This is a genomic window from Sinorhizobium sp. M4_45, assembly GCF_002885915.1.
Classification (GTDB): Bacteria; Pseudomonadota; Alphaproteobacteria; order Rhizobiales; family Rhizobiaceae; genus Sinorhizobium; species Sinorhizobium meliloti_A.
This window is the reverse complement of the sequence record NZ_NWVE01000011.1, coordinates 128,648-148,215: the sequence shown is the minus strand read 5'-3', so window position 1 is coordinate 148,215 and position 19,568 is coordinate 128,648. Positions and strand designations below refer to the sequence as shown.

At 63.4% G+C, this 19,568-nt stretch carries 21 protein-coding genes; 8 read left to right on the top strand and 13 right to left on the bottom strand.

Annotated elements, in window-relative coordinates:
- Nucleotides 1-3: 3 nt before the first annotated feature.
- The 3 genes from CN933_RS25940 to CN933_RS25930 all read right to left on the bottom strand — a co-directional run bounded on the left by CN933_RS25940 (nt 4) and on the right by CN933_RS25930 (nt 1,427).
- Nucleotides 4-186: a hypothetical protein gene (locus tag CN933_RS25940; protein ID WP_018097987.1), complete on the bottom strand. Its 183-nt coding sequence runs from the start codon at nt 184-186 to the stop codon at nt 4-6.
- Nucleotides 187-200: 14 nt separating this feature from the next.
- Nucleotides 201-386: a hypothetical protein gene (locus CN933_RS25935; RefSeq protein WP_018097986.1), complete on the bottom strand. Its 186-nt coding sequence runs from the start codon at nt 384-386 to the stop codon at nt 201-203.
- Between the two features lie 180 nt (nt 387-566).
- Complete coding sequence (locus CN933_RS25930) at nt 567-1,427, bottom strand: beta-keto acid cleavage family enzyme (protein WP_018097985.1); 861 nt, start codon at nt 1,425-1,427, stop codon at nt 567-569.
- Nucleotides 1,428-1,519: 92 nt separating this feature from the next.
- Here CN933_RS25930 and CN933_RS25925 point away from each other — a divergent pair, with 92 nt between their 5' ends.
- The 7 genes from CN933_RS25925 to CN933_RS25895 all read left to right on the top strand — a co-directional run bounded on the left by CN933_RS25925 (nt 1,520) and on the right by CN933_RS25895 (nt 8,246).
- The gene (locus CN933_RS25925) at nt 1,520-2,410 is read left to right on the top strand and encodes a MurR/RpiR family transcriptional regulator (RefSeq protein WP_018097984.1); all 891 of its coding nucleotides are present in this window, start codon (nt 1,520-1,522) and stop codon (nt 2,408-2,410) included.
- A complete protein-coding gene (locus tag CN933_RS25920) occupies nt 2,407-3,750 on the top strand; it encodes an aspartate aminotransferase family protein (RefSeq protein WP_018097983.1) in 1,344 nt (447 codons plus the stop codon). Before CN933_RS25925 ends, CN933_RS25920 begins: the two co-directional genes overlap by 4 nt.
- Nucleotides 3,751-3,985: 235 nt before the next feature.
- A complete protein-coding gene (gene glnH / locus CN933_RS25915) occupies nt 3,986-4,732 on the top strand; it encodes a glutamine ABC transporter substrate-binding protein GlnH (protein ID WP_018097982.1) in 747 nt (248 codons plus the stop codon).
- A gap of 161 nt (nt 4,733-4,893) precedes the next feature.
- Nucleotides 4,894-5,550 carry a glutamine ABC transporter permease GlnP gene (gene glnP / locus CN933_RS25910; RefSeq protein WP_018097981.1) on the top strand — a complete coding sequence of 219 codons (657 nt, stop codon included), beginning with the start codon at nt 4,894-4,896 and terminating at the stop codon, nt 5,548-5,550.
- Nucleotides 5,547-6,275, top strand: coding sequence for a glutamine ABC transporter ATP-binding protein GlnQ (glnQ, locus tag CN933_RS25905; protein ID WP_018097980.1), 729 nt, complete (start codon nt 5,547-5,549; stop codon nt 6,273-6,275). Before glnP ends, glnQ begins: the two co-directional genes overlap by 4 nt.
- Nucleotides 6,265-7,311, top strand: a complete 1,047-nt coding sequence (locus CN933_RS25900; protein WP_018097979.1) for a C45 family autoproteolytic acyltransferase/hydrolase — start codon at nt 6,265-6,267, stop codon at nt 7,309-7,311. The genes glnQ and CN933_RS25900 overlap by 11 nt, the downstream gene beginning before the upstream one ends.
- Nucleotides 7,312-7,319: 8 nt before the next feature.
- Nucleotides 7,320-8,246 (top strand): MurR/RpiR family transcriptional regulator, encoded by a 927-nt coding sequence (locus CN933_RS25895; RefSeq protein ID WP_018097978.1) that lies wholly within the window; start codon nt 7,320-7,322, stop codon nt 8,244-8,246.
- Between the two features lie 54 nt (nt 8,247-8,300).
- On the opposite strand, the gene CN933_RS25890 is transcribed toward CN933_RS25895, so the two are convergent.
- From CN933_RS25890 to CN933_RS25855, 8 genes are all read right to left on the bottom strand, one after another.
- A complete protein-coding gene (locus CN933_RS25890; protein ID WP_018097977.1) occupies nt 8,301-8,879 on the bottom strand; it encodes a peroxidase-related enzyme in 579 nt (192 codons plus the stop codon).
- A gap of 1 nt (nt 8,880) precedes the next feature.
- Complete coding sequence (locus tag CN933_RS25885; protein ID WP_018097976.1) at nt 8,881-9,384, bottom strand: CMD domain protein; 504 nt, start codon at nt 9,382-9,384, stop codon at nt 8,881-8,883.
- 37 nt (nt 9,385-9,421) lie between these two features.
- Complete coding sequence (locus CN933_RS25880) at nt 9,422-10,888, bottom strand: NAD(P)-binding domain-containing protein (RefSeq protein WP_018097975.1); 1,467 nt, start codon at nt 10,886-10,888, stop codon at nt 9,422-9,424.
- An 80-nt stretch (nt 10,889-10,968) separates the two neighbouring features.
- A complete protein-coding gene (locus tag CN933_RS25875) occupies nt 10,969-12,039 on the bottom strand; it encodes an ABC transporter ATP-binding protein (RefSeq protein WP_018097974.1) in 1,071 nt (356 codons plus the stop codon).
- 2 nt (nt 12,040-12,041) lie between these two features.
- Nucleotides 12,042-12,833, bottom strand: coding sequence for an ABC transporter permease (locus CN933_RS25870; RefSeq protein ID WP_018097973.1), 792 nt, complete (start codon nt 12,831-12,833; stop codon nt 12,042-12,044).
- A 10-nt stretch (nt 12,834-12,843) separates the two neighbouring features.
- Nucleotides 12,844-13,827, bottom strand: a complete 984-nt coding sequence (locus tag CN933_RS25865; RefSeq protein ID WP_018097972.1) for an ABC transporter permease — start codon at nt 13,825-13,827, stop codon at nt 12,844-12,846.
- A gap of 85 nt (nt 13,828-13,912) precedes the next feature.
- On the bottom strand, nt 13,913-15,013 hold the full coding sequence (locus CN933_RS25860) for an extracellular solute-binding protein (RefSeq protein WP_018097971.1): 1,101 nt from the start codon (nt 15,011-15,013) through the stop codon (nt 13,913-13,915).
- Between the two features lie 77 nt (nt 15,014-15,090).
- A complete protein-coding gene (locus CN933_RS25855) occupies nt 15,091-16,068 on the bottom strand; it encodes a LysR family transcriptional regulator (RefSeq protein WP_018097970.1) in 978 nt (325 codons plus the stop codon).
- A gap of 201 nt (nt 16,069-16,269) precedes the next feature.
- On the opposite strand from CN933_RS25855, the gene CN933_RS25850 reads away from it, so the two are divergent.
- Entirely contained in the window at nt 16,270-17,349 is a 1,080-nt protein-coding gene (locus tag CN933_RS25850) for an NAD/NADP-dependent octopine/nopaline dehydrogenase family protein (protein WP_018097969.1), read from the top strand.
- A gap of 19 nt (nt 17,350-17,368) precedes the next feature.
- Here the strand turns inward: CN933_RS25850 and CN933_RS25845 are convergent, their stop codons facing one another.
- Nucleotides 17,369-18,076, bottom strand: coding sequence for a sulfite exporter TauE/SafE family protein (locus CN933_RS25845; protein ID WP_013850073.1), 708 nt, complete (start codon nt 18,074-18,076; stop codon nt 17,369-17,371).
- The gene (locus CN933_RS25840) at nt 18,073-19,473 is read right to left on the bottom strand and encodes an amidohydrolase family protein (protein ID WP_018097968.1); all 1,401 of its coding nucleotides are present in this window, start codon (nt 19,471-19,473) and stop codon (nt 18,073-18,075) included. Before CN933_RS25840 ends, CN933_RS25845 begins: the two co-directional genes overlap by 4 nt.
- Nucleotides 19,474-19,568: the final 95 nt, after the last annotated feature.

The window sequence follows — 19,568 nt, the reverse complement described above, 5'->3', positions numbered from 1 at the left end:
GCCTCACCGGGGAAGCACGTCGGTCCGAGGCGGCTCCTTTTCGTCGGGCGGATTCTGCGTGTCGTCCTCGGGCCCCTTATCGGGCTCGGGCTCGTTTGGCGGCGGATCGGGAATGCCGAGTGGCGGAACCGGGTTCGGCGGAATTATTCCCGGCCCGGGGCCGGGACCGATAGGATCGGGCGTCATTGAAGGTCTCCCTCTCATTGAGGTGCCGGCGCGTCGGCGATCGGCGGTGTGTAGACGACCGTTTCGGTTTCACCTTCCAACATGGCGCCGCCGATCGCCAGATAGGCGAAGATGGCGCATATCGCGAGCAGTATGAGGCCTATCGGAAATGCCGCTGTGGCGCGCCTTTCGGGCATGTTGCGATCTTCATGGGTCAACATGGTGCACTCCCATACGGCTGCATGCTTCCGTAAATCCGGCGATCAGGATGAAAGCAAGCAGCACTCCAAGTGTTACAGGCGCCCTTGCGCGCCGGACAAGGCGCGAGGCGCTGTCATCATGGGAGAACGAAACCGGCGTTCACCGGTTCCAAAAGGCGGGCGACGGAAAATGGGCGCGCGTCAGCCTTTCGGCAGGCCCGCAGAACCGATACGGGTAAGCATCTGTGCGAGCGCCGGCCCCTGGAGCAACGGGACCGACAGCGGCAGAAGCGCAGCTGCAACCGTGCGGACGAGGTCGGCGTTGGAGCCGGCGGCCGTTCCTTCCGGAAGCCAGAGATTGTTTTCGAAGCCGACGCGGACATGGCCGCCGAGGAGCGCTGCGGCTGTGACGCAGGCCGCCTCGTGGCGTCCGAAGGCGCAGACGCTCCAATGGGTGTAGGCGGGCATGCCCGGCGCCAGAAAGGGCAGCAGATCACGGGGGAGGGATCTTTGCGCCGGCGTATAACGACCGAGTACGTAAAGCACGGGAATATCGTCGCGGGAAAGCAGACCTCGTCGCCGCATGCCGTCCAATCGCACCGCCTCCTCCGGATCGTAGAGGATGATCTGCGGCGAAACCTTCTCCCGGGCAGCCCACGACAGAAGATCCGCAAAGGCAGCCTCGTGCGTTTCGTCCGGGACCAGTTCTCTGAGCGCCAGAGACACGGCCTCGGGCCGGACCGCCTTGACGACTGCGATCTGCTCGGCCGGCGAGTAGATGCCCAGCGCCTCGCTGGTGATCTGAATCACCATGCGATCGCCCACGGCAGCCCGGATCGCTGCGATCGCGGCGCGGTAGGCGTCGGCATCGAGAAGATGGCTTCCGTCCTCCTTGCGCACGTGAACGTGGATCATCGCCGCGCCGGCATCGAGGCAGTCGCGTGCGGTAAGCGCGAGTTCTTCCGGGGTCAGGGGTATGGCGGGATGGTCGGCCTTCGTCCGGCGCCCGCCATTCGGCGCGACCGCGATCGAAATCCCCTGCAAAGCATCGCCAGCGTTCATGTGGGCACCATCGAGCTATGATTTTCAGCAATCATAAAATTGCACACTGAAACATTCGTTGCAATGGTCATGGGATCGTTGTTAAATGAAGCATGGACAAGGGGCCGCTCAGCGACGCGATCATCACTGCATTCGACGGGCTTTCGTCGCAATTGCGGACGGCGGCCCGCTATATCGTCGACCATCCCCGCGACGTCGCTCTTCTCTCCATGCGCGAGCAGGCGCGCCAGGCGGGGGTACAGCCCGCGACGATGACCCGCCTTGCCAAGCAGCTCGGTTTCGATGGTTACGATGCCATCCGCGAACGCTATGCCGAGGCGCTGCGGGAGGGTGATGCAGGATTTGCCGGAAAGGCCGGCGAGCAGGCCCGAAGCCAGAAGCTCAGGGGCGACCATGCGCTCGCAGCCGATATGCTGAGCGCCATCGGGACGCAGATTTCGCGGCTCGCAGAACCGGCGGTGCTTGATCGCATCGTTGCAGCGGCAACGCGGATTGCCGATGCCCGGCGGGTCTATTGCCTCGGGCTGCGCTCGAGCCACGCGGTCGCCTGGCAGTTCCACTATATCCTCTCGCTGGTCGGCGAAAAATCCGTGATGCTGGAGGGCATCGGCGGCACCGGCGCGGATGCCGTCGCCCGTGCCACGAGTGCAGACGTGCTGCTCGTGGCCAGCGTTCTTCCCTATACACGGGCGACGATCGAACTTGCCGAATATGCTCGGGACAACGGCGTACCGGTCGTCGCGGTGACCGACAGCGAAGTGGCGCCGCTTGCGCAGATCGCCGAGACGATCATCGTGGTGCCGACCGAAAGTCCTTCCTTCCTGCACGCCATGTCGCCGGCCTTCGCCGTCGCCGAAGTGCTCGGCGCGCTTATCGCAGGCCGGGGCGGCGAAGCCACGCTCGCGGCTCTGAAGCGCTTCGACGGACAGCTCGCGGCGCTGAACACCCATCTCCAATCCCGCAACTCCAAGAGAGCGCCATGACCCATCTTCTCCACCGCGCCATTCATGCGAAACTGCCGGTCGCCGTCCGCGGCGAAGGCATCCGGCTCTTCGATGCCGAGGGCAAGGCCTATATCGACGCCTCCGGGGGAGCCGCCGTCTCCTGCCTCGGTCACGCTCATCCGGATGTGCTCGCCGCCCTCCATGCGCAGCTCGACCGTATGGCCTATGCCCATACCGGCTTCTTCACCACCGAGGCGGCGGAACGGCTTGCCGACCGGCTTGTTGCCGATGCACCTGACGGGCTCGATCACGTCTACCTGGTGAGCGGTGGATCGGAAGCCGTCGAGGCGGCGCTGAAGATGGCTCGGCAGTACTTCGTGGAGAAGGGCGAGCCGCAACGCCGCCACATCATCGCCCGGCGCCAAAGCTATCACGGCAATACGCTTGGCGCATTGGCGGCCGGGGGCAACGAGTGGCGGCGCGCTCAATTCCGGCCGTTGCTCGTCGAAACCCACCACATCGATCCATGCTTCGCCTATCGGCTGCAGCAAGCGGGCGAGAGCGATGCGGACTATGCCGCGCGTGCCGCGGCCCAACTCGAGGCCAAGATCCTCGACCTGGGCTCCGATCAGGTGATCGCCTTCGTCGCCGAGACGGTGGTGGGCGCCACGGCCGGTGCGGTGCCCCCCGTCGCGGACTATTTGAAGCGCGTTCGGGCGATCTGCGACAAATACGGAGTGCTGCTGATCCTCGACGAAGTGATGTGCGGCATGGGCCGGACCGGGACTCTGCATGCCTGCGAACAGGACGGCGTCATCCCGGATCTCATGACCATCGCCAAGGGGCTCGGCGGCGGCTATCAGCCGGTCGGCGCGGTTCTGCTGTCCTCCGCAATCTTCCGGGCATTTGCCGAGGGGTCGGGCTTCTTCCAGCACGGCCATACCTATATGGGCCATCCGATGGCCGCGGCGGCCGGCCTTGCCGTGCAGGACGTCATCCGCCGCGACGGGCTGCTCGAGAACGTCGTATCGATGGGCGACTATCTCGAAAGATGCCTGGTCGAGCGGCTCGGCAATCACCATCACGTCGGCGACATTCGCGGCCGCGGGCTCTTCCGTGCCGTCGAGCTTGTCGCCGACAGGACGACGAAGTCCCCCTTCGATCCTGGCCTGAAGCTCAATGCCCGGATCAAGAAGGAAGCCATGGCACGGGGCCTGATGGTCTATCCGATGGGCGGCACGATCGACGGGCAACGCGGCGATCATGTCCTCCTGGCGCCCCCCTTCATCCTTGGACGGGAAGATGTCGACCAGATCGTGGAGCGCCTGGGCGATGCCGTGGATGCGGCCATTGCCTCGCTCACTGAAGCTGCCGGTTAGGGCAAGCGGACCAGAGCTATAGATTAATGCGCCCTCTGGTCGGCAGGCCAGAGGGGCATCTGCTTTCACAGACCTCGCAACAGGCCACTATTCGCTGCATTTTTCAGCCGTGACGCTAAACAGATCCGGATAATGCAAATTTTCGTGGCGACAAAACATAAAAGCATTCTATATTTGCGCATTGGGCCCGGCTGCAAACGCTGGATGCCCGAATGCAAAACAGGGGAACGCCACCATGAGAAACAGACTTCGCCACATCTCCGCGGGCTTTTTCGCCGCGGCACTCTCGCTTTCCGGCCCGGCAGCTGCCGAAGACCTGGTCGTCGCCACCGACACGGCCTTCGTGCCTTTCGAGTTCAAGCAGGGCGAGAAATATGTCGGTTTCGACATCGATCTCTGGGACGCGATCGCGAGCGAGATCGGGGTTACCTACACGCTGCAGCCGATGGACTTCAACGGCATCATCCCGGCGCTGCAGACGAAGCAGGTCGATGCCGCCCTCGCCGGCATCACCATCAAGGACGAACGCAAGAAGGTGATCGACTTCTCTGATGGCTATTATGACAGCGGATTCATGCTGATGGTGCCCGCCGACAGCGCCATTGCCGGTTCGTCGGACCTCAAGGGTAAGACGCTGGCCGTGAAGACCGGCACGTCGGCCACCGACTATGCGAAGGAGAACTTCACGGAGACCGAGCTTCGCCAGTTCCCGAACATCGACAACGCCTATCTCGAACTGCAGACCGGCCGCGTCGACGCCGCGATGCACGACACGCCGAACGTCCTCTATTACGTGGCGACTGCCGGCGGCGGCAAGGTCAAGGCGGTGGGCGAACAGATGATGGCGCACCAATACGGCATCGGCTTCCCGAAAGGCAGCGAACTCGTCGCCAAGGTCAATGAGGCGCTCGCCAAGTTGAAGGCCGATGGCCGTTACGCTGAAATCTATAAGAAATGGTTCGGCGTCGAGCCGAAGAGCTGAGTTTCCTGCATCGAGGCGGGCCGGATCGATCCAGCCCGCCCGCAGGAATGGCGAGAGCATTTCCACAAAGCCGCGGCGGCTGCCACTGCAGCCGTCCATAACCTCTATCGGTAGCGTCGCCATCGCCGCAGGGGCAGATCGCGACGCAGCGGAGCAATTCAATGGAATTCGATTGGTCTGTGGTCGTGGAGGCCATGCCCGCTCTCCTGGGTGGTGCACGGCTGACCATTCTGATAGCACTGGCGGGCCTCGTCGGCGGCCTGGTCGTCGGTGTCGTCGCCGGCTTCATGCGTGCCTATGGCAACGCTATCCTGAACGCCGTCGCCTTTACCTATGTCGAGGTGATCAGGGGCACGCCGATCGTCGTGCAGGTGATGTTCATCTACTTCGCCCTGCCGCTGCTCGCGGATTTTCGTGTCAATCCGATGACCGCGGCGGTGACGGCGATCGTTGTCAATGCGGGCGCCTATATTGCCGAGATCGTTCGCGGCTCGCTGCTCTCGGTGAACAAGGGACTGAAGGAAGCGGGGCTGGCGCTCGGCTTACCGGTCTGGAAGGTGCTCGCCTACATTGTCGGCCCGATCGCCTTCCGGCGAATGATCCCGCCGCTTGGCAACCAGTTCATCGTCAGCCTCAAGGACACATCGCTCTTCATCGTCATCGGTGTCGGCGAGCTGACCCGCCAGGGCCAGGAAATCATGGCGGCGAATTTCCGCGCAGTCGAGATCTGGTCCGCCGTCGCCGTTCTCTACCTCATCATGACGAGCACGCTGACCCTGATCCTGCGCGTGACGGAAAAGAGGATGCGCATCCTATGAGCATTGTGGAATTCAGGAACGTCACCAAGGCATTCGGCAACGTAACCGTGCTCAAGGAAGTCGACCTCAACATCGAGGCCGGTGAGGTCGTGGTGCTCATCGGCCCTTCGGGCTCAGGCAAGTCGACCCTTCTGCGCTGCATCAATGCACTCGAGGAGATCGATGGGGGCGACCTCGTGGTCGACGGCATCAGCGTGCGCGAAGGGCGCTCCAAGGTGAGACTCATCCGGCAGGAAGCCGGCATGGTGTTTCAGCAATTCAACCTTTTCCCACAGATGACGGCGCTCGCGAACGTCGCTTTCGGGCCGCGGCGCGTGCGTGGCGTCGGCAAGGCCGAGGCGATCGGGCAAGCCCGCGAGCTGCTTGCCAAAGTAGGTTTGGCCGACCGCGGCCATCACTATCCCTCCGAGCTCTCCGGGGGCCAGCAGCAGCGCGTCGCCATCGCCCGCGCGCTGGCCGTCAAGCCGAAACTCATGCTCTTCGACGAGCCGACCTCCGCGCTCGACCCCGAACTGCGCCATGAGGTTCTGCGGGTGATGCAATCGCTTGCGGAGGAGGGCATGACGATGATCGTCGTCACGCATGAGATCGCCTTTGCACGCCAGGTAGGCTCCCGGCTGATCTTCATGGAGGGCGGCAAGATTTCCGTCGACGGCGATCCGACCGAACTTCTCGATAATCCCGAAAATCCGCGTCTTCGTGAGTTTCTCCAGCATGTCCATTGAGGTTCCAAGCAGCCTGTCCCTGGTCGAGATCAACGGATCGCCCTTCGAGGTCGGCGTTGCGCTTGGCCGCCATGGCCGAGACATCGTCCACCGCCATCTGATCAGGACGCACGGCTGGGCAAGTGTCATCGCCTTCGCCGGCCATGAACGCATAGTCGCGGCGAGGGCACTGGTCGAAGCACACTTTCCCCGCTATTTCGAGGAACTGCACGGTCTCGCAAAAGGCCTCGAACTGCCCTTTGACGAGGTCTTTGCTTGGAACTGCCGCGGCGATATCCGGGCGATCGCCCCCGACGGATGCACCACCGTCATGCTGCCCGGCCAGAGGCTCACGCTGGCTCATAACGAAGACGGAGATCCGGGCCTTCGTCCGGGCTGCGCCATTGTCCGTATCGCTTCCGCAGGGGGCCGCGCCTTCTTCGGCTTCGTCTATCCCGGTTCGCTTCCGGGGCATACATTCGCGCTCAACGATGCCGGGCTCGCCATGGCCGTCAACAATATCCGCTCGCGTCAGACAGGACCAGGAATGCCGCGCATGGTCCTCTGCCGCGCCGTGCTCGATTGCGGCACGGTCCGCGAGGCACTCGACATGCTGCGCAGTTCGCAGCGCGCCGCCGCCTTCCATATTTCTCTGGCGCAGCCCGGAAATCGGGGCATAGCCAGCGTCGAGTTTACCCATTCGGCCTGTTCGGTCCGGCAGGTCGATGCGCCCGAAGTGCACGCCAACCATCTGATTCACGACGGCACGCGCGAGGAGCGCCAGCGCGTCACCGCCTCTTCCCGCTCCAGACAGGAACGTGGAGAGGAAATTCTGGCCGGCGGCGTGACTGGCGTCGAACCTCTTGCGGTCCTTTGGGACCGGCAGCGGACGGCCTTGCCGATCTATCGCGAACAGCCTGACGATCCGGACAGCGAGAATACGCTGGCGACGGCGGTCTTTCGCGTCGACATGGACAGAATCGCCTGCGAAATCTACGACAGGGCGCATGCCGCACCGCTCTTTCGCTTCGAGGAAAGGCGGTCGCTGCTCGATTGAGGTTCACGATGGCACCGCCCACAGATCCCCCTGCATCCGCCCGGCCAGGCACGATCGAGGAACTGCGCGACCTGACGCTCAGGATCAGGCGCAAGGAAATCGACCTGGCTCTCGGCAGCAAGGCGCTCGACGTGCTGGCACGCCTGGTCGATACGCCCGAACAGACGGCGGTGCGCAGCATATCAGAGCTCGCCGACGGCCAGGGCGTTAACGCCTCGACACTTACCAGGCTTGCCAAGCGGCTCGGTTATGCCGGCTTCAGCGATTTCCAGAGCGTCTTCCGCCAGGCGATCGCCGATGACGAGCGCTACTTCTACAGCCGCCAGGCTGGCCGTCTGATGTCGGTCACGCGCGGCGAGCGGGAAGAGGTCCATGTCCTCGAACGCATCGGCCAGGAGACGAAGGCGAATATCGACGGCTTTCTGGGTCAGACGGATGCCGAGACGCTGAAGCGGGCGGCGGCGTTGCTCGCGACCGCGCCGCGTGTGCGCGTGCACGGTGTACGCCAGTTCCATGCTTTCGCGAGCTTTATGGTCTACGGCCTCGGAATGCTGCGCAGCGACGTCGCTCTGCTGGACGCACCGCGTCTCGGCGAGGCGGAGGCGCTGTCGCAGCTTTCTCCCGGAGACCTGGTTCTGGTCGCGAGCTGCGCGCCCTATACCCGCAGCGTGGCGGAAGTGGCGGCGGTGGCAGAAAAAGCCGGACTGGAGGTGATCGCGGTAACGGACAGCCGTTCTTCGCCGCTCGTTCCCCCCGCCCGGCACGCCTTCTTCATCCCGCACGCCAGCAGTTTCTTCAGCAACAGCATGGGAGCCTATATCGTCTTTTGCGAAGGGCTACTCAATCTCGTGGCTCGCGAACTGGGCGAACGCGCCATCGCTGCCCTTGCCGCGCGGGAGAGGCTGATCGGAGAAATGGGCATCGAAACCGGTTGAATTCGGAACGAAGGCCGGCGCTGAAGGCCTCTACGTTACGCAACGCCCAACGTCTCACTCCTTCAGATGCGGTTCGCCGAGCGTATGCATCAGGCGGTTCGCCCAGCCGAAGATTGCGATCGAATGGATCAGGTCGAGGATCTCCAGATCGTCGAGCCCGATCTCGCGCAGGTGGTAGAACTGGTAGACGCCGACATCGTCCGGGTGCGCCGTCAGATCCACGCCGAAATTGAAGAGCGCCTGCTCGAAATCCGGCAGGTCGGCGTCGAGGCCGCTTCTGTAGATTTCGTCCACCACCTCCGGCCGTTTTTCCAGCTGGATGTAGCGGTTGGCATGCACCGAGGCGCAGTAGATGCAGCGGTTGACGAAGGAAGCCGCCAGCGCGCCGATTTCGCGCCCGCCGCGCGAGAGCCCGCCTTCGCTGTACATGATGTCGTTGAAGAGCGGCGTACGTTCGGCGAGCATCTCGGCGTCGTTGGCCAGAACCAGGACATAGTTCGAAACCTTGGTGTTGGAGGGCGTCACTTTCAGAGCGTCGAGCTGCTCCGGCGTCGCCTCGTCGAGCTTCACAGGTTTGACATAGGGCTGCCAGTCGAGCGGCTCCAGGGTGAATTCGTGTACGGCTTCCGACATGTTAGTTGTCCCTCAGCATCTTGAGGCCGGCCACGACCAGCACCTGATAGTTCACGAAGGCGATGAGACCCGCGAGGGTTACGATATCGCGGTCGTCGAGACCGACGGCGTAGAGCGCTTCGATATTCGCGCGCGTCGCTTCCTTCGGCTTGAGCGTCACCAGATCGACATGCGCAAGCATCGTTGCGAGCCGCTTGTCGCCCTCGGGCCTGAAGGACGGATCGGCAATTGACCGAAGGTCGGGTGTCGATCCCTTCTCCTCGAGCTGCGCCTTGTAATGGGCCTGGAGCTCTGCCGCTTTCCAGAGGCCGGCGATGCGCGCCGCGAGAGCCGCCCTCATGGCGTAGGAAAAATTACCTGGTTCGGCGGGGAGAAGCGCCGCGTCATGACTGGTTTGCGTGAAATGCTTGAGCTTTTCGCGCCGTTCGCGCAGCGCCTGAACGGGCGAGGAGGGATCCAGGCCGAGCACGGCGTCGATCACATCTGTTTTCGGGGAAACGGTCATCGTAATCCTTCAGCTTGGGCAATCGTCATCGAGAAATTCAAGCAGTTTTGTGTGCCGGCTGCGGCGCGTCCGCGTCCGTCCATTCGGAGCCGTCGAGTTCGGGCTTCTCATAGGCGAGCAGGGCTTTCCAGTGGTAGTCGATGTCGCGGATGAAGAGCGAGGCGGCGATCCCGCGTGCCAGCCAGAGCGCGCCCTCGCTGATTGCCGGAATGTCGCCGCTCACCTTGCCGATGCTTATCGAGGCACCATAGTTGAAGCAGTGGATGTCCTTGAGCCATGACGCGGTGCCGGGCTCCTTCTCGGTGAAGGAGAAATCGTCATCGAGCCATGGAAAACGGCCAAGGTCTGAATTCTCTTCTCCGGCCGGCGGCGTGTAGCGGTCCTCCCAGCAGGCGATCCGGTCCTGATAGGGCGCGAGCTCGTCGCGGCTGAGCGGATCGACCGTGAAACCGGTTCCGAGGATGACGAAATCGGTCCGGAAGACGCGGCCCTTCGTGGTGGTGATCAGCACTTCGCCGCCTTCCTCCCGCATCGAGCCGATGGCGCAATCGAAGTGGAAGAAGGCGTTGGGATGGCGGCTGACGCGCAGCGTCGAATTGTGCGGCGCCGGCGTCTGCTGCTTGACCGAATAGTCCATGATCCGCCAGCGCCACTCCGGATCGATTTTGGCAAACCCCGCCGTTACCCCGTAGGAGCCGATGCCCATCAGCTTGTTGACGGTCGGCATCTCCTTGCGGCGCGCGAGCAGGCGGACCTCGCCCGCGCCGGACTCCAGCGCCTCGGCCGCATTGTCGACAGCGGATGCGCCGACACCGATGACGACGACGCGCTTTCCCTTGAGTGCCTCGAAATCGACGTCGTCGGCGGAGTGAGCCCAGGACGCGTGGCGCTTCATGCCTTTGACGAAAGCCGGAACGACCGGCTCGCCAAGGCCTTCGCGGCCCGTGGCCAGAACCAGCTTGCGCGTGACGATGGAAGGCTTGCCGCCGCCGGCAATCTCCAGCTCCAGGAGACCGTCCTCGCGAGGGCGGACGCGAGTGACATGCGTGTCGTTCTCGACGGGAATGGACAGAACCCCGCGGTACCATTTCAGGTAGTCCATCCACATCGGGCGGGGAATGCGGAACAGCGTTTCCCACGCCGCTTCACCGAAGCATGCGGTGTACCAGGCGCGGAAGGTGAGCGAGGCCATGCCGAGCGCCGGGCCCAGCAGGTTCTTCGGCGAGCGCAGGGTTTCCATGCGGGCAAAGGTGACCCAGGGACCCTCCTGGCCCTCGGGGGCACGGTCGAGGATGCGCAGATTGGCGATGCCTGCCCGGGTCAGGGCAAGCCAGGCGACCATGCCGCACATGCCGCCGCCGATGATGACGACATCGCTCACCGGCTGTCCGTCAGCCGTCGTGACCGGCTTCGACCAGTTGGCAGGCGGGTAATTGAGATAGTCCAGGTCCTGTTTGACCCTCGCATTCAGTTCCGCGAGCCGCCCATGCTGTTCATCCGTCATAATAGCCTTTGCTCCTGAAATCCGCTTTCGGGACCGCCGCTGCCGGCGGCCCCCTGAAAAGTCTGCGCCAAACAGGCGCGTCAGTCGGCAAGAACGACCGCGTCGCGCTCGCGCCAGCCGAGCCACACCTCGTCCGTCCCGATGTGCGAAAGCGCTACCGGATCGAGCTGCAAGGCCAGCTCCGCGCCATTTTCGAGTTGCACGGTCAGGGACGTATGGGCGCCCTTGAAGACGCGCTGAACGATGCGCCCCTTCAGGGCGAACCGGTCCTTCGGCTGTTCCGCCACGCAGTAGAGGGCCTCGGGACGAAGCGCGACGGTCGCGCCGCTGCCGGCCGCCAGCTTCGTCCCGTTGAGGTCGGCGTGGATGATGCTTCCGTTCCAGTCGATGGCCGCGGTCGCGCCGTCGTCGGAAAGCAGCTTGCCTTCGAGGAAATTGCTCTGGCCGATGAAGTTGGCGACGAAGCGGCTGCGCGGCCGGGAATAGAGCTCGTTCGGGCCGCCCATCTGCTCGATCCTGCCTTTGTTCATCACCACGATCACGTCGGACATGGTCAGCGCCTCCTCCTGATCGTGGGTGACGAAGATGAAGGTCTTGCCGGTGGTCCGCTGGATGGTTTTCAGCTCGATCTGCATCTGCTGGCGCAGCTTCGCATCGAGCGCCGAAAGGGGCTCGTCGAGCAGGAGCACGTTCGGGTCTGGGGCGAGCGCGCGCATCAGCGCGACGCGCTGGCGCTGGCCGCCCGAAAGCTGGTCGGGCATGCGGTCGGCGAAATCCTGGAGCTTGACGAGGGCCAGCAGCTCCATGGTCCGTTTGTGGATCGCGTCCGAAGCCAGTCCTTTCAATTCCAGTCCGAAGGCGATGTTGCGTCCGACGTTGAGGTGCGGAAAGAGCGCATAGTCCTGAAAGACGATGTTGACGTTGCGTCTGTTCGGCGGCAGATGCGAGATCGGCTCGCCTTCGAGATAGATCTCCCCCGACGAGGGTTGCTCGAAACCGCCGAGCATCCTGAGCGTCGTAGACTTGCCGCAACCGGAGGGGCCGAGCAGCGTCACGAATTGTCCCGGCTCTACGGCGAGGTCCAGGCCATCGACCGCAGGCAATCCGCCGTAATATTTGTTGACGTTTTTGAAGTGGACCACAGGCTGCATCGTCAGTTCCTTGAACGGCGGGTGAGGTGCTCGGCGTAAACGCCGACAGCGGCTGTCGCGACCAGCACGATCGTCGCCATGGCGTTGATCTCCGGCGACATGCCGCCCTGCACCTTCGCGAAGATGAGCATCGGCAGCGTGGGCTTGTAGCCGCCGAGGAAGAAGGTGCGGACGAAGTCGTCGATACTGGTGAGCACGCAGAAGATCATGCCGCCGAGAAGTGCCGGCATCAGGTACGGGATCGTGACTCTGAGGAAGGCCACGAACCGATCGGCGCCGAGATCGCGGGCCGCGTCGACCAGATTGGCCGGCATGGAACGCAGGCGCGTGAGCACCATGATCACCACGAAGGGCACGGCATGGACTGCATGCGACAGGATGATCGCCGCCGTGCCGGTCGGGATGTCGACGGTGCGGATGAATATCCGCATGGAGATTGCGTTGATGAGGCCCGGGACGACCGCCGGCAGGCAGGCGAGTGCGAAGATGATGGCCTTGCCCCAGATGCCCTCGGTCGAGACCAGAAGAGCGATCCACACGCCGATGACGGTCGCCGCGGCGGTGGTCGCCAGCGCGATCCCGACCGAATAGAGCGAGGCTTCGATGAATTGCTTGTCCTGCAGCACCTGGGCATACCAGTTGAGCGTCCAGTCCGTGATCGGAAAGGCGACGAAGCTCGCATCCTTGAAGCTCATTGCCGTCATCAGCGCCAGCGGCAGCAGGAGATAGACCGCAAACAGCCAGTAGGCTGCACCGAGGGCGGTTTTCGGGAGATCGGCGAAGTATGGTCGCATCGTGGCCTCCTTACATCAGCCGGACCGAACGGCCGCCGATCACCCGCATGAACAGGCCGACCGTCGAGAGCGAAACCGCGAGCAGCAGCATGGCGAAGGCGGCGCCTTCGGGCCATTTGTCGTTCGAGGAGTGGAAGAGCGTCGCGATCACCTCGGGGAAGATGACCGTATTCGGGCCGCCGAGCAGGAGCGGTGCCGCGAAGACCCCGACGGAGGTGAGATAGACGAGGCTGCAGCCGGAGACGATGCCGTCCTTCGATAAGGGCAGGATCACGCGGCGGAAGCGTTGGAACGGGCCGGCACCGAGGTCGGCCGCCGCATGAATGAGCGGTGTCGGTATCTTCTCGATGGCCGAATAGAGCGGCAGCAACATGTAGAGCGCCAGCAGATAGATGACGCCGAAGCTCAGCGAGAACGACGTGTAGAGCATCGGGATCGGCCGATCGATGAAGCCGAGTTCGCGTAGCGCTACGTTGACCGCGCCGCGATTGGCGAGAAGCATGATGACCGAAAAGGTGCGGATCAGTTCTCCAGCCCAAAAGGGGATGAGCAGGAGCAGCAACGCGCGCATGCGGTTCTTCGGCTGAACGATCTTCGCGACGTAGTAAGCGACCGGATAAACGATCACCAGGGTCGAGATCGTGACGACGGCCGCGAAGATGAGGCTGCGGATGAAGGGCATGAAATAGAGCTGGTCGGAGAAGAACAGCTCGTAATTGGCCAGCGTATAGGCGGGGCCTCCGTCCGGTGCTTGCGGGTAATCCGTCATGAAGCTGATCCGCCCCATCTGGAAGATAGGCCCGATGTGCAGCGCCGCGATCCAGAAGAGAGGGACGCCGGCAAGCAGCGCCAGGCGGGCACGGCGGCTGTCCGCAAGACGTCCGATGGTGTGGCGATAAAGGCCCGAACCGACGGCTTTGCCGATCCATCCGGCATAACGGGGCACCCGTAGAGAACCGGCGGATCGGGCTTGCATTGTGGTCGTATCTACCATTGTCGTCGTTCCAGGCTCAGGAAATGCTCTTACTCGCGGCCGATCCCATGGGGACCGGCCGCGTCGGATGGGCCTCGGCGATCGATCAGGCGGCCTTGATCTCGGCGACCGCCTTGTCGACCATCTCGTTTTTCATGTCGCGGTTGACGGAGCTGAAGAACTGGATGCGCTCGGTCTGCTCCTGCGGCAGGGTCATCGCAGCACGCTCCTTGTCGTTCAGCACCTTGTCCACGCCGTCGAATGCGGAGGCGAAGCCCGACTGCCGGCTCATCGCCGCGCCGATCTCCGGAGACGAGAGGATGGCATCGAGGAAGGTATAGGCCGCATCCGTATTCGGGCCGTTCTTCACCACGTTGAAGGAGTAGAGGAAACCATAGGTCCCCTCCTTCGGAACCGATATTTCGATCGGATGTCCGTCCATGATCAGCTTCGACGCAGGGCCCGACCAGCTATGGGCGACATAGATGTCCTCGTTGACGAACATCTGCTGAACTTCGGAGCCGGCGTCGTAGTATTTGCGAACCATGTCCTTGTTCTGAATCAGGTAGTCGCGCGCCTTGTTGGTTGCGGCCTGCGCCTCCTCCGGCTTGCCTTCATAGGCGACGAAGTCGCCGTCATTGCCCTGATAGCGCATGGTAATCTGGAGGAAGTCGGAAATGATGTAGGACGTCAGGCCCTTGTATTCCTGATCGAACATGATGGCCCAGCTGTCGGAGGCCTTGGTATAATCCGTGTTGCGGGCGAGGCCCTCGAAGCCGGCCAAAAGCGGCACCCCGTAGACGGAACCGTCGACGGTAAGCTGCGGTGCGCCTTTGTAGGCGGAGGCGAGCTTGTCCCAGTTCTTCAGCCGGCCGGTGTCGAGCGGCGTGAGCAGCTTGGAGCCGATGAATTGCGGCAGACGATGGCCGGTGACCGTGACGATATCCGTCGTAGGCGTCTCGCCTTCGGCCGACAGCACGTTGTACTGCTTGCCCTGGTCGTCTGTCAGGCGAATGCGCACTTCAATGCCCGTATCCTTCTGAAACTGGTCGATAAAGGATTGCGGAACGAATTTGTCATAGGTGGTGATGTTCACGACCTTGGACTGGGCAAATGCCGGGCGAATGATTGCCGGTGCCGCGAGGACGCCCGTGCCGGCGGCCAGAAGCTTCAGCGTGGAGCGGCGGGTTGCGGTGAAGTCTTTCATGTCATTCTCCTCTTTTGGTTCTTAGTTTCGTTGTTATGCATTGGATACTTCCTGGCATTTGGAAGGGGGGGCGCGGGCTAGCGTGCGTCGGTCTGGTCTCCTCCCAAGATCATATCGGCGACGCGATTGACGTTGCGCGGGTCGTGAGCGGTAAATCCCGGGATGTGGGCGGAAGCAATCTGTATGATCGCCTGGATCAGTTCGCGCGAGCTGTCGGATAACGGACGCGCGGCGGCCGAAAAGATCGCCCACGGGAAAGGAATGTCGACGTCGAGCGGACGGACCGCGACATTGGCCAGCTTCAAGCCGTAGGCTGTCGCAGGCTCGATGATTGCCACGCCGAGCCCCGTCGATGCGATCTGTACCGCGTTGACCGAAACGCTGGTCGCGATGATCCTGGCCGGGCGGATATTCGCTGCCTCCAACGCCAGGTCCACGCGGTGGCGCAGGCGGAACGGATTGGCCATCGTGATAATGTTGCGTCCGGCAAGATCTGCGATCGAAATCACTTCGCAGGCGGCAAGGGGATCACCTTCCGCCACGGCGGCAACGCAAGGTCCCTGAAACACCCCGTGCACTTCCAGTCCGGGCTGGTCGGCCGGCAGAGACGTGACGCAGAAATCTGCCGTGCGGGCCAAAACCGATTGCACCGCCGCCTCTGCCGGCAGGCTGCGCAGATGGATTTTTCGCGGCAGCAGCCTTTCCGGCAACGCCGCGAGCGCCAAGGGGATGATGCCGCTGGCGAAGGCCGGGATCGCCACGATCTCGATCGGCTGCGGCTCCTTTTCCGCTATCGTCCTTGCCCGCTCCCGCAAATGGCCGATGCCGCTCAGGAAGCGCTCGGCTTCCGCGTGGAAGGCGATCCCCTTTTCGCTCGGTGCGATCTTCGGACCGTTGCGGTCGAAGAGCGCGAAGCCGACGGAGGTTTCGAGGTCCTGGATGAGGCGCGTGACCTGGGACTGGGAGCGATCGAGCAGCCGGGCGGCGGCGGTGATGCTGCCGGTGGACATCACCGCAAGAAAGGCCTCGAGTTCCCGTATCTCCATCACAATCATGCGCCCAGTGCATTATAGCTGTCTCATACTGCATAAAACGTATCTTAAGCGCCAGTGACAAAGGACAATTTTTCTTTTCGGTGCTATCCAGTGAAAAATCTCCGGTTTCCCGCTGGATGCTTCGCGAAGAGCGGTGTTGGGCGACCTCGATTGCAAGGCGGCAAAGCACGTCGCCATTTGAGAAAGGAAGACAGAACCACGATGCGTATTGGTATTCTCGGCGCCGGGGCGATCGCCTTCGGCATGGCAGCTTTCCTGGCAAAAGCCGGTCATTACCCCGTTCTGTGGTCTCCTTCGGGTGCGCGCACGCGCAAACTGTCGGAAGGGGAGCCGCTGACGGCGACAGGCGCCGTCGAGTTTTCCGGCCCGGTGGCGGTTGCCCGTGACGCAAGCGAGGCGGTCGCCGACGTCGACGCGGTCATCGTTGCGCTGCCAGCCAATGGTCATCGCGTGGCGTTCGATGCGGCGCTGCCGCACCTGAAGTCCGGCCAGCCCGTGATCGTCAGCTCGCACAGCTCCTTCGGCGCGCTCTATCTTTCGAAGCGGCTGGCCGAACGGGGCGTTTCCCTGCCCATCATCGTCTGGGGCACGACCCTACTGACCGGCCGCCAGCAGCCGGACGGCGCAAGCGTTTCCGTCAATACCGTCCGCCAGAAAATCGACGTCGCCACTTTGCCGAAGGCTGCCGCAGCCGAGGGGAAGGCGCTGTGCACGGAACTCTTCGGCGACCGCTTCGTCGAGCGCGACGGACTTCTGGCCATCTCGCTTTCCAACCTCAACCCGCAGAACCACCTGGGCATCGCGCTTCTCAACCTGACCCGTATGGAGAAGGGCGAGAAATGGGGACAGGGCGAGCATGTGACGCCGGCTGTCGGACAATTGATCGAAGCGCTCGACGCGGAGCGGCTGAAGATCGCCGAAACCTTCGGTCTGTCGGTCAGAACCGTACGCGAACATTTCTCCCTGTCTTTCCATGTGCCGATGGGCACGGTCTCGGACATGAATCAGCAGATGCACACCGAAGGACGGGGCGGTTTCGGCCCGGCGACAGCCGACAGCCGGTACATCTACGAGGACGTGCCCTTCGGGCTCGTCCCCACCAGTCTGCTTGGAAGGATCGCCGGCCAGCCCGCTGTTCTGCACGAAGCGGGAACGAGCCTGTTTTCCGCTGCCATGAACCGCAACCTCGCGGCCGATAACGACCTGTTGCCGGAGCTTGCGCTCGACCGTTTCTCGCCCGCCGCTCTCAGAGAGCTTTGCGACCAGGGTTTCACGGCCTGACGGCAAGCAGGGCGTGCGCCTATCTCACGATCAGAAAAGCCCCGCTGGCCAGCGCGAAGGTGAGCACGCCCAAGCGCAGGCCGCGGCCGCGAATATGGTCGTGCGTCAGCCGCGACAGAGCGCTTCCGAGGAGAACCGCCGGTGCGAGGTAGAGCGCAGCCAGTAGCTGGTCCGCTCCGAGACGCCCTGCAAAGGCGAGTATCACGAGCGACATGATTTCGCCCACGAAGAAGCACACCGCCACGGTTGCTCTGAGTATCGGCCCCTGGGCGTGCTGGTAAAGGAGAGCGAGCGGCGGGCCGCCAATGCCGGTCGCCGTTTCGGTCACACCGGTGAACAGTCCGACGCCAAGCGCGCTCGGGCGGCCCGGTTCGAAGGGTGGCGCGAAGAGCGCGGCGGCGGCGGCGATGACCGTGAACCAGCCGACGGCCAGATCCAGCTGCTGCGTCGAGAGCGCGGCGAGCAGCCACACGCCGGCAAAGGTGCCGGCGAACCTGCCGAGCGTGATCCATTTCGCGCCGGACCAATCGACCGCCGACCGTTCCCGCCAGGCGACGTGGAAATTGAGCGGCAGCATCAGAAGAAGCAGCGTCACCGGCAGGAGATCGGGCTTCAGGATGCCGACGACGGGCGCCACGATCAGTGCGAAGCCGATGCCGAGCGCACCCTGGATGAAGGACGAGACGAGCGTCACGGCGCTCAGGATCGCAAAAAGGCCGAGGGTCATGCGAAATGCCCCAGCGCCCGATGCTCGGACGACGGCTTGTGGACGCGTTGGATCGGCGCCCTTGCGATGGCCTCGGCCGTAACCTCGCGCACCTCGGCAAGAAGAGCGCGTGCATCCCATCCAACCGGCCAGCCCTGCCATAGACGGAGTTGCCCGGCGGTGAAGACTGCATCGATCTGGTCGCGATTGCCGTAGCGCACGAGCTCCCACGTGAGATCGTGGGAGGGGGTGAATTCAGGACGATCCAGGTCGACCAGAAGGAAATCGGCGGCAAGCCCCTCGCGGATCGCACCGGTCACTCCGGCGAGACCTGCGGCGTCCGCAGCCTGAGCTGTTGCCCGCTCGACCCAGAGCCAGCCGCCGCCGCAGGAGGCGTCGCCTGTCGCAAGGCCGAAGCCGGCGCGTTGCAGGCCTTCGGCGGCATCCATCAGACGGAAGCCGTCGGCGCGCGTCCCGTCCGTTCCCAGTCCGAAGCGAATGCCGAGGGCGGCCATCTGCAGGGCGGGCGCGATGGCATTGCCCTTCCAGAGGCTGGCGACCGGATTGTAGGCGACGGCCGTGCCGCTGTCGCGCAACAGGTTCAGCTCGTGAGGCGTCACCAGCGTGGAATGGGCGATCAGCACATGCTGGCCGAGGGCGCCCAGATGGGCGAGGTGCTCCAGCGGACGACGGCCGTTTGCGACCAGCGAGCGCTCGACGGCGACGAGGTGTTCGTTGACATGGGTCTGGAATATCGCTCCCGATTCACGGGCCATTCGGGAAACGTCGGCCAGCATATGGTCGCTGGCAGCCTCCGGAATGGAAATGGCGAGCGAGGCATGAACGAGAGGGTCGCCCTCGAATGCGGCCAGGTGCCTGGCCGCATTCTTGAGGATCGTCGTGCGTTCGGGGACGATGGCGGCTCCGCCGAGGTCGTTGCAGATCAGGCCTATGACGCTGCGCAGGCCGGTTTGCCGCGCCGCCCGTATCAGCGCATCGATATGGCCGGCTGAACGCGTGCCCGCATCGACGGCGGCGGTAAAGCCGCCGCGCAGGCACTCGAGCGCCGCAAGCTTTGCGGAAAGATAGACCATCCGTTCGTCGAGACTGCCTTCGAGCGGCACCCATATCCGGCGAAAGATCTCGGAAGGCTCGCCGAAGACAAGCGATTTGCCGAGCGACTGGGTCAGATGGGTATGTGTATCGATGAAGCCGGGCATCACCAGATGATGCGGCAGCTCGATCGGTGTCAGATCCGGGTTCCGGCTGCCGACAAGCCCTGCGGCCCCGATGTCCGTGAAGCGCCCGTCGCGGACCACTACCCCCATTCCGGATCGAGGCCCGTCCGGCAGGAGAACCTTGCCGGGGTGAAGCAGGAATTCACCGCTGCCCTGTAACTTGTTGCGCAATTCCGTCACTTTTGTATTCCTTTGAATTTCAGCTTCGACGCTGCTGGCTGCTGCCTTTTAGGCGTCCAGAGCATTCCCGCTTTGAACCGCGGAAATGCTCTGAT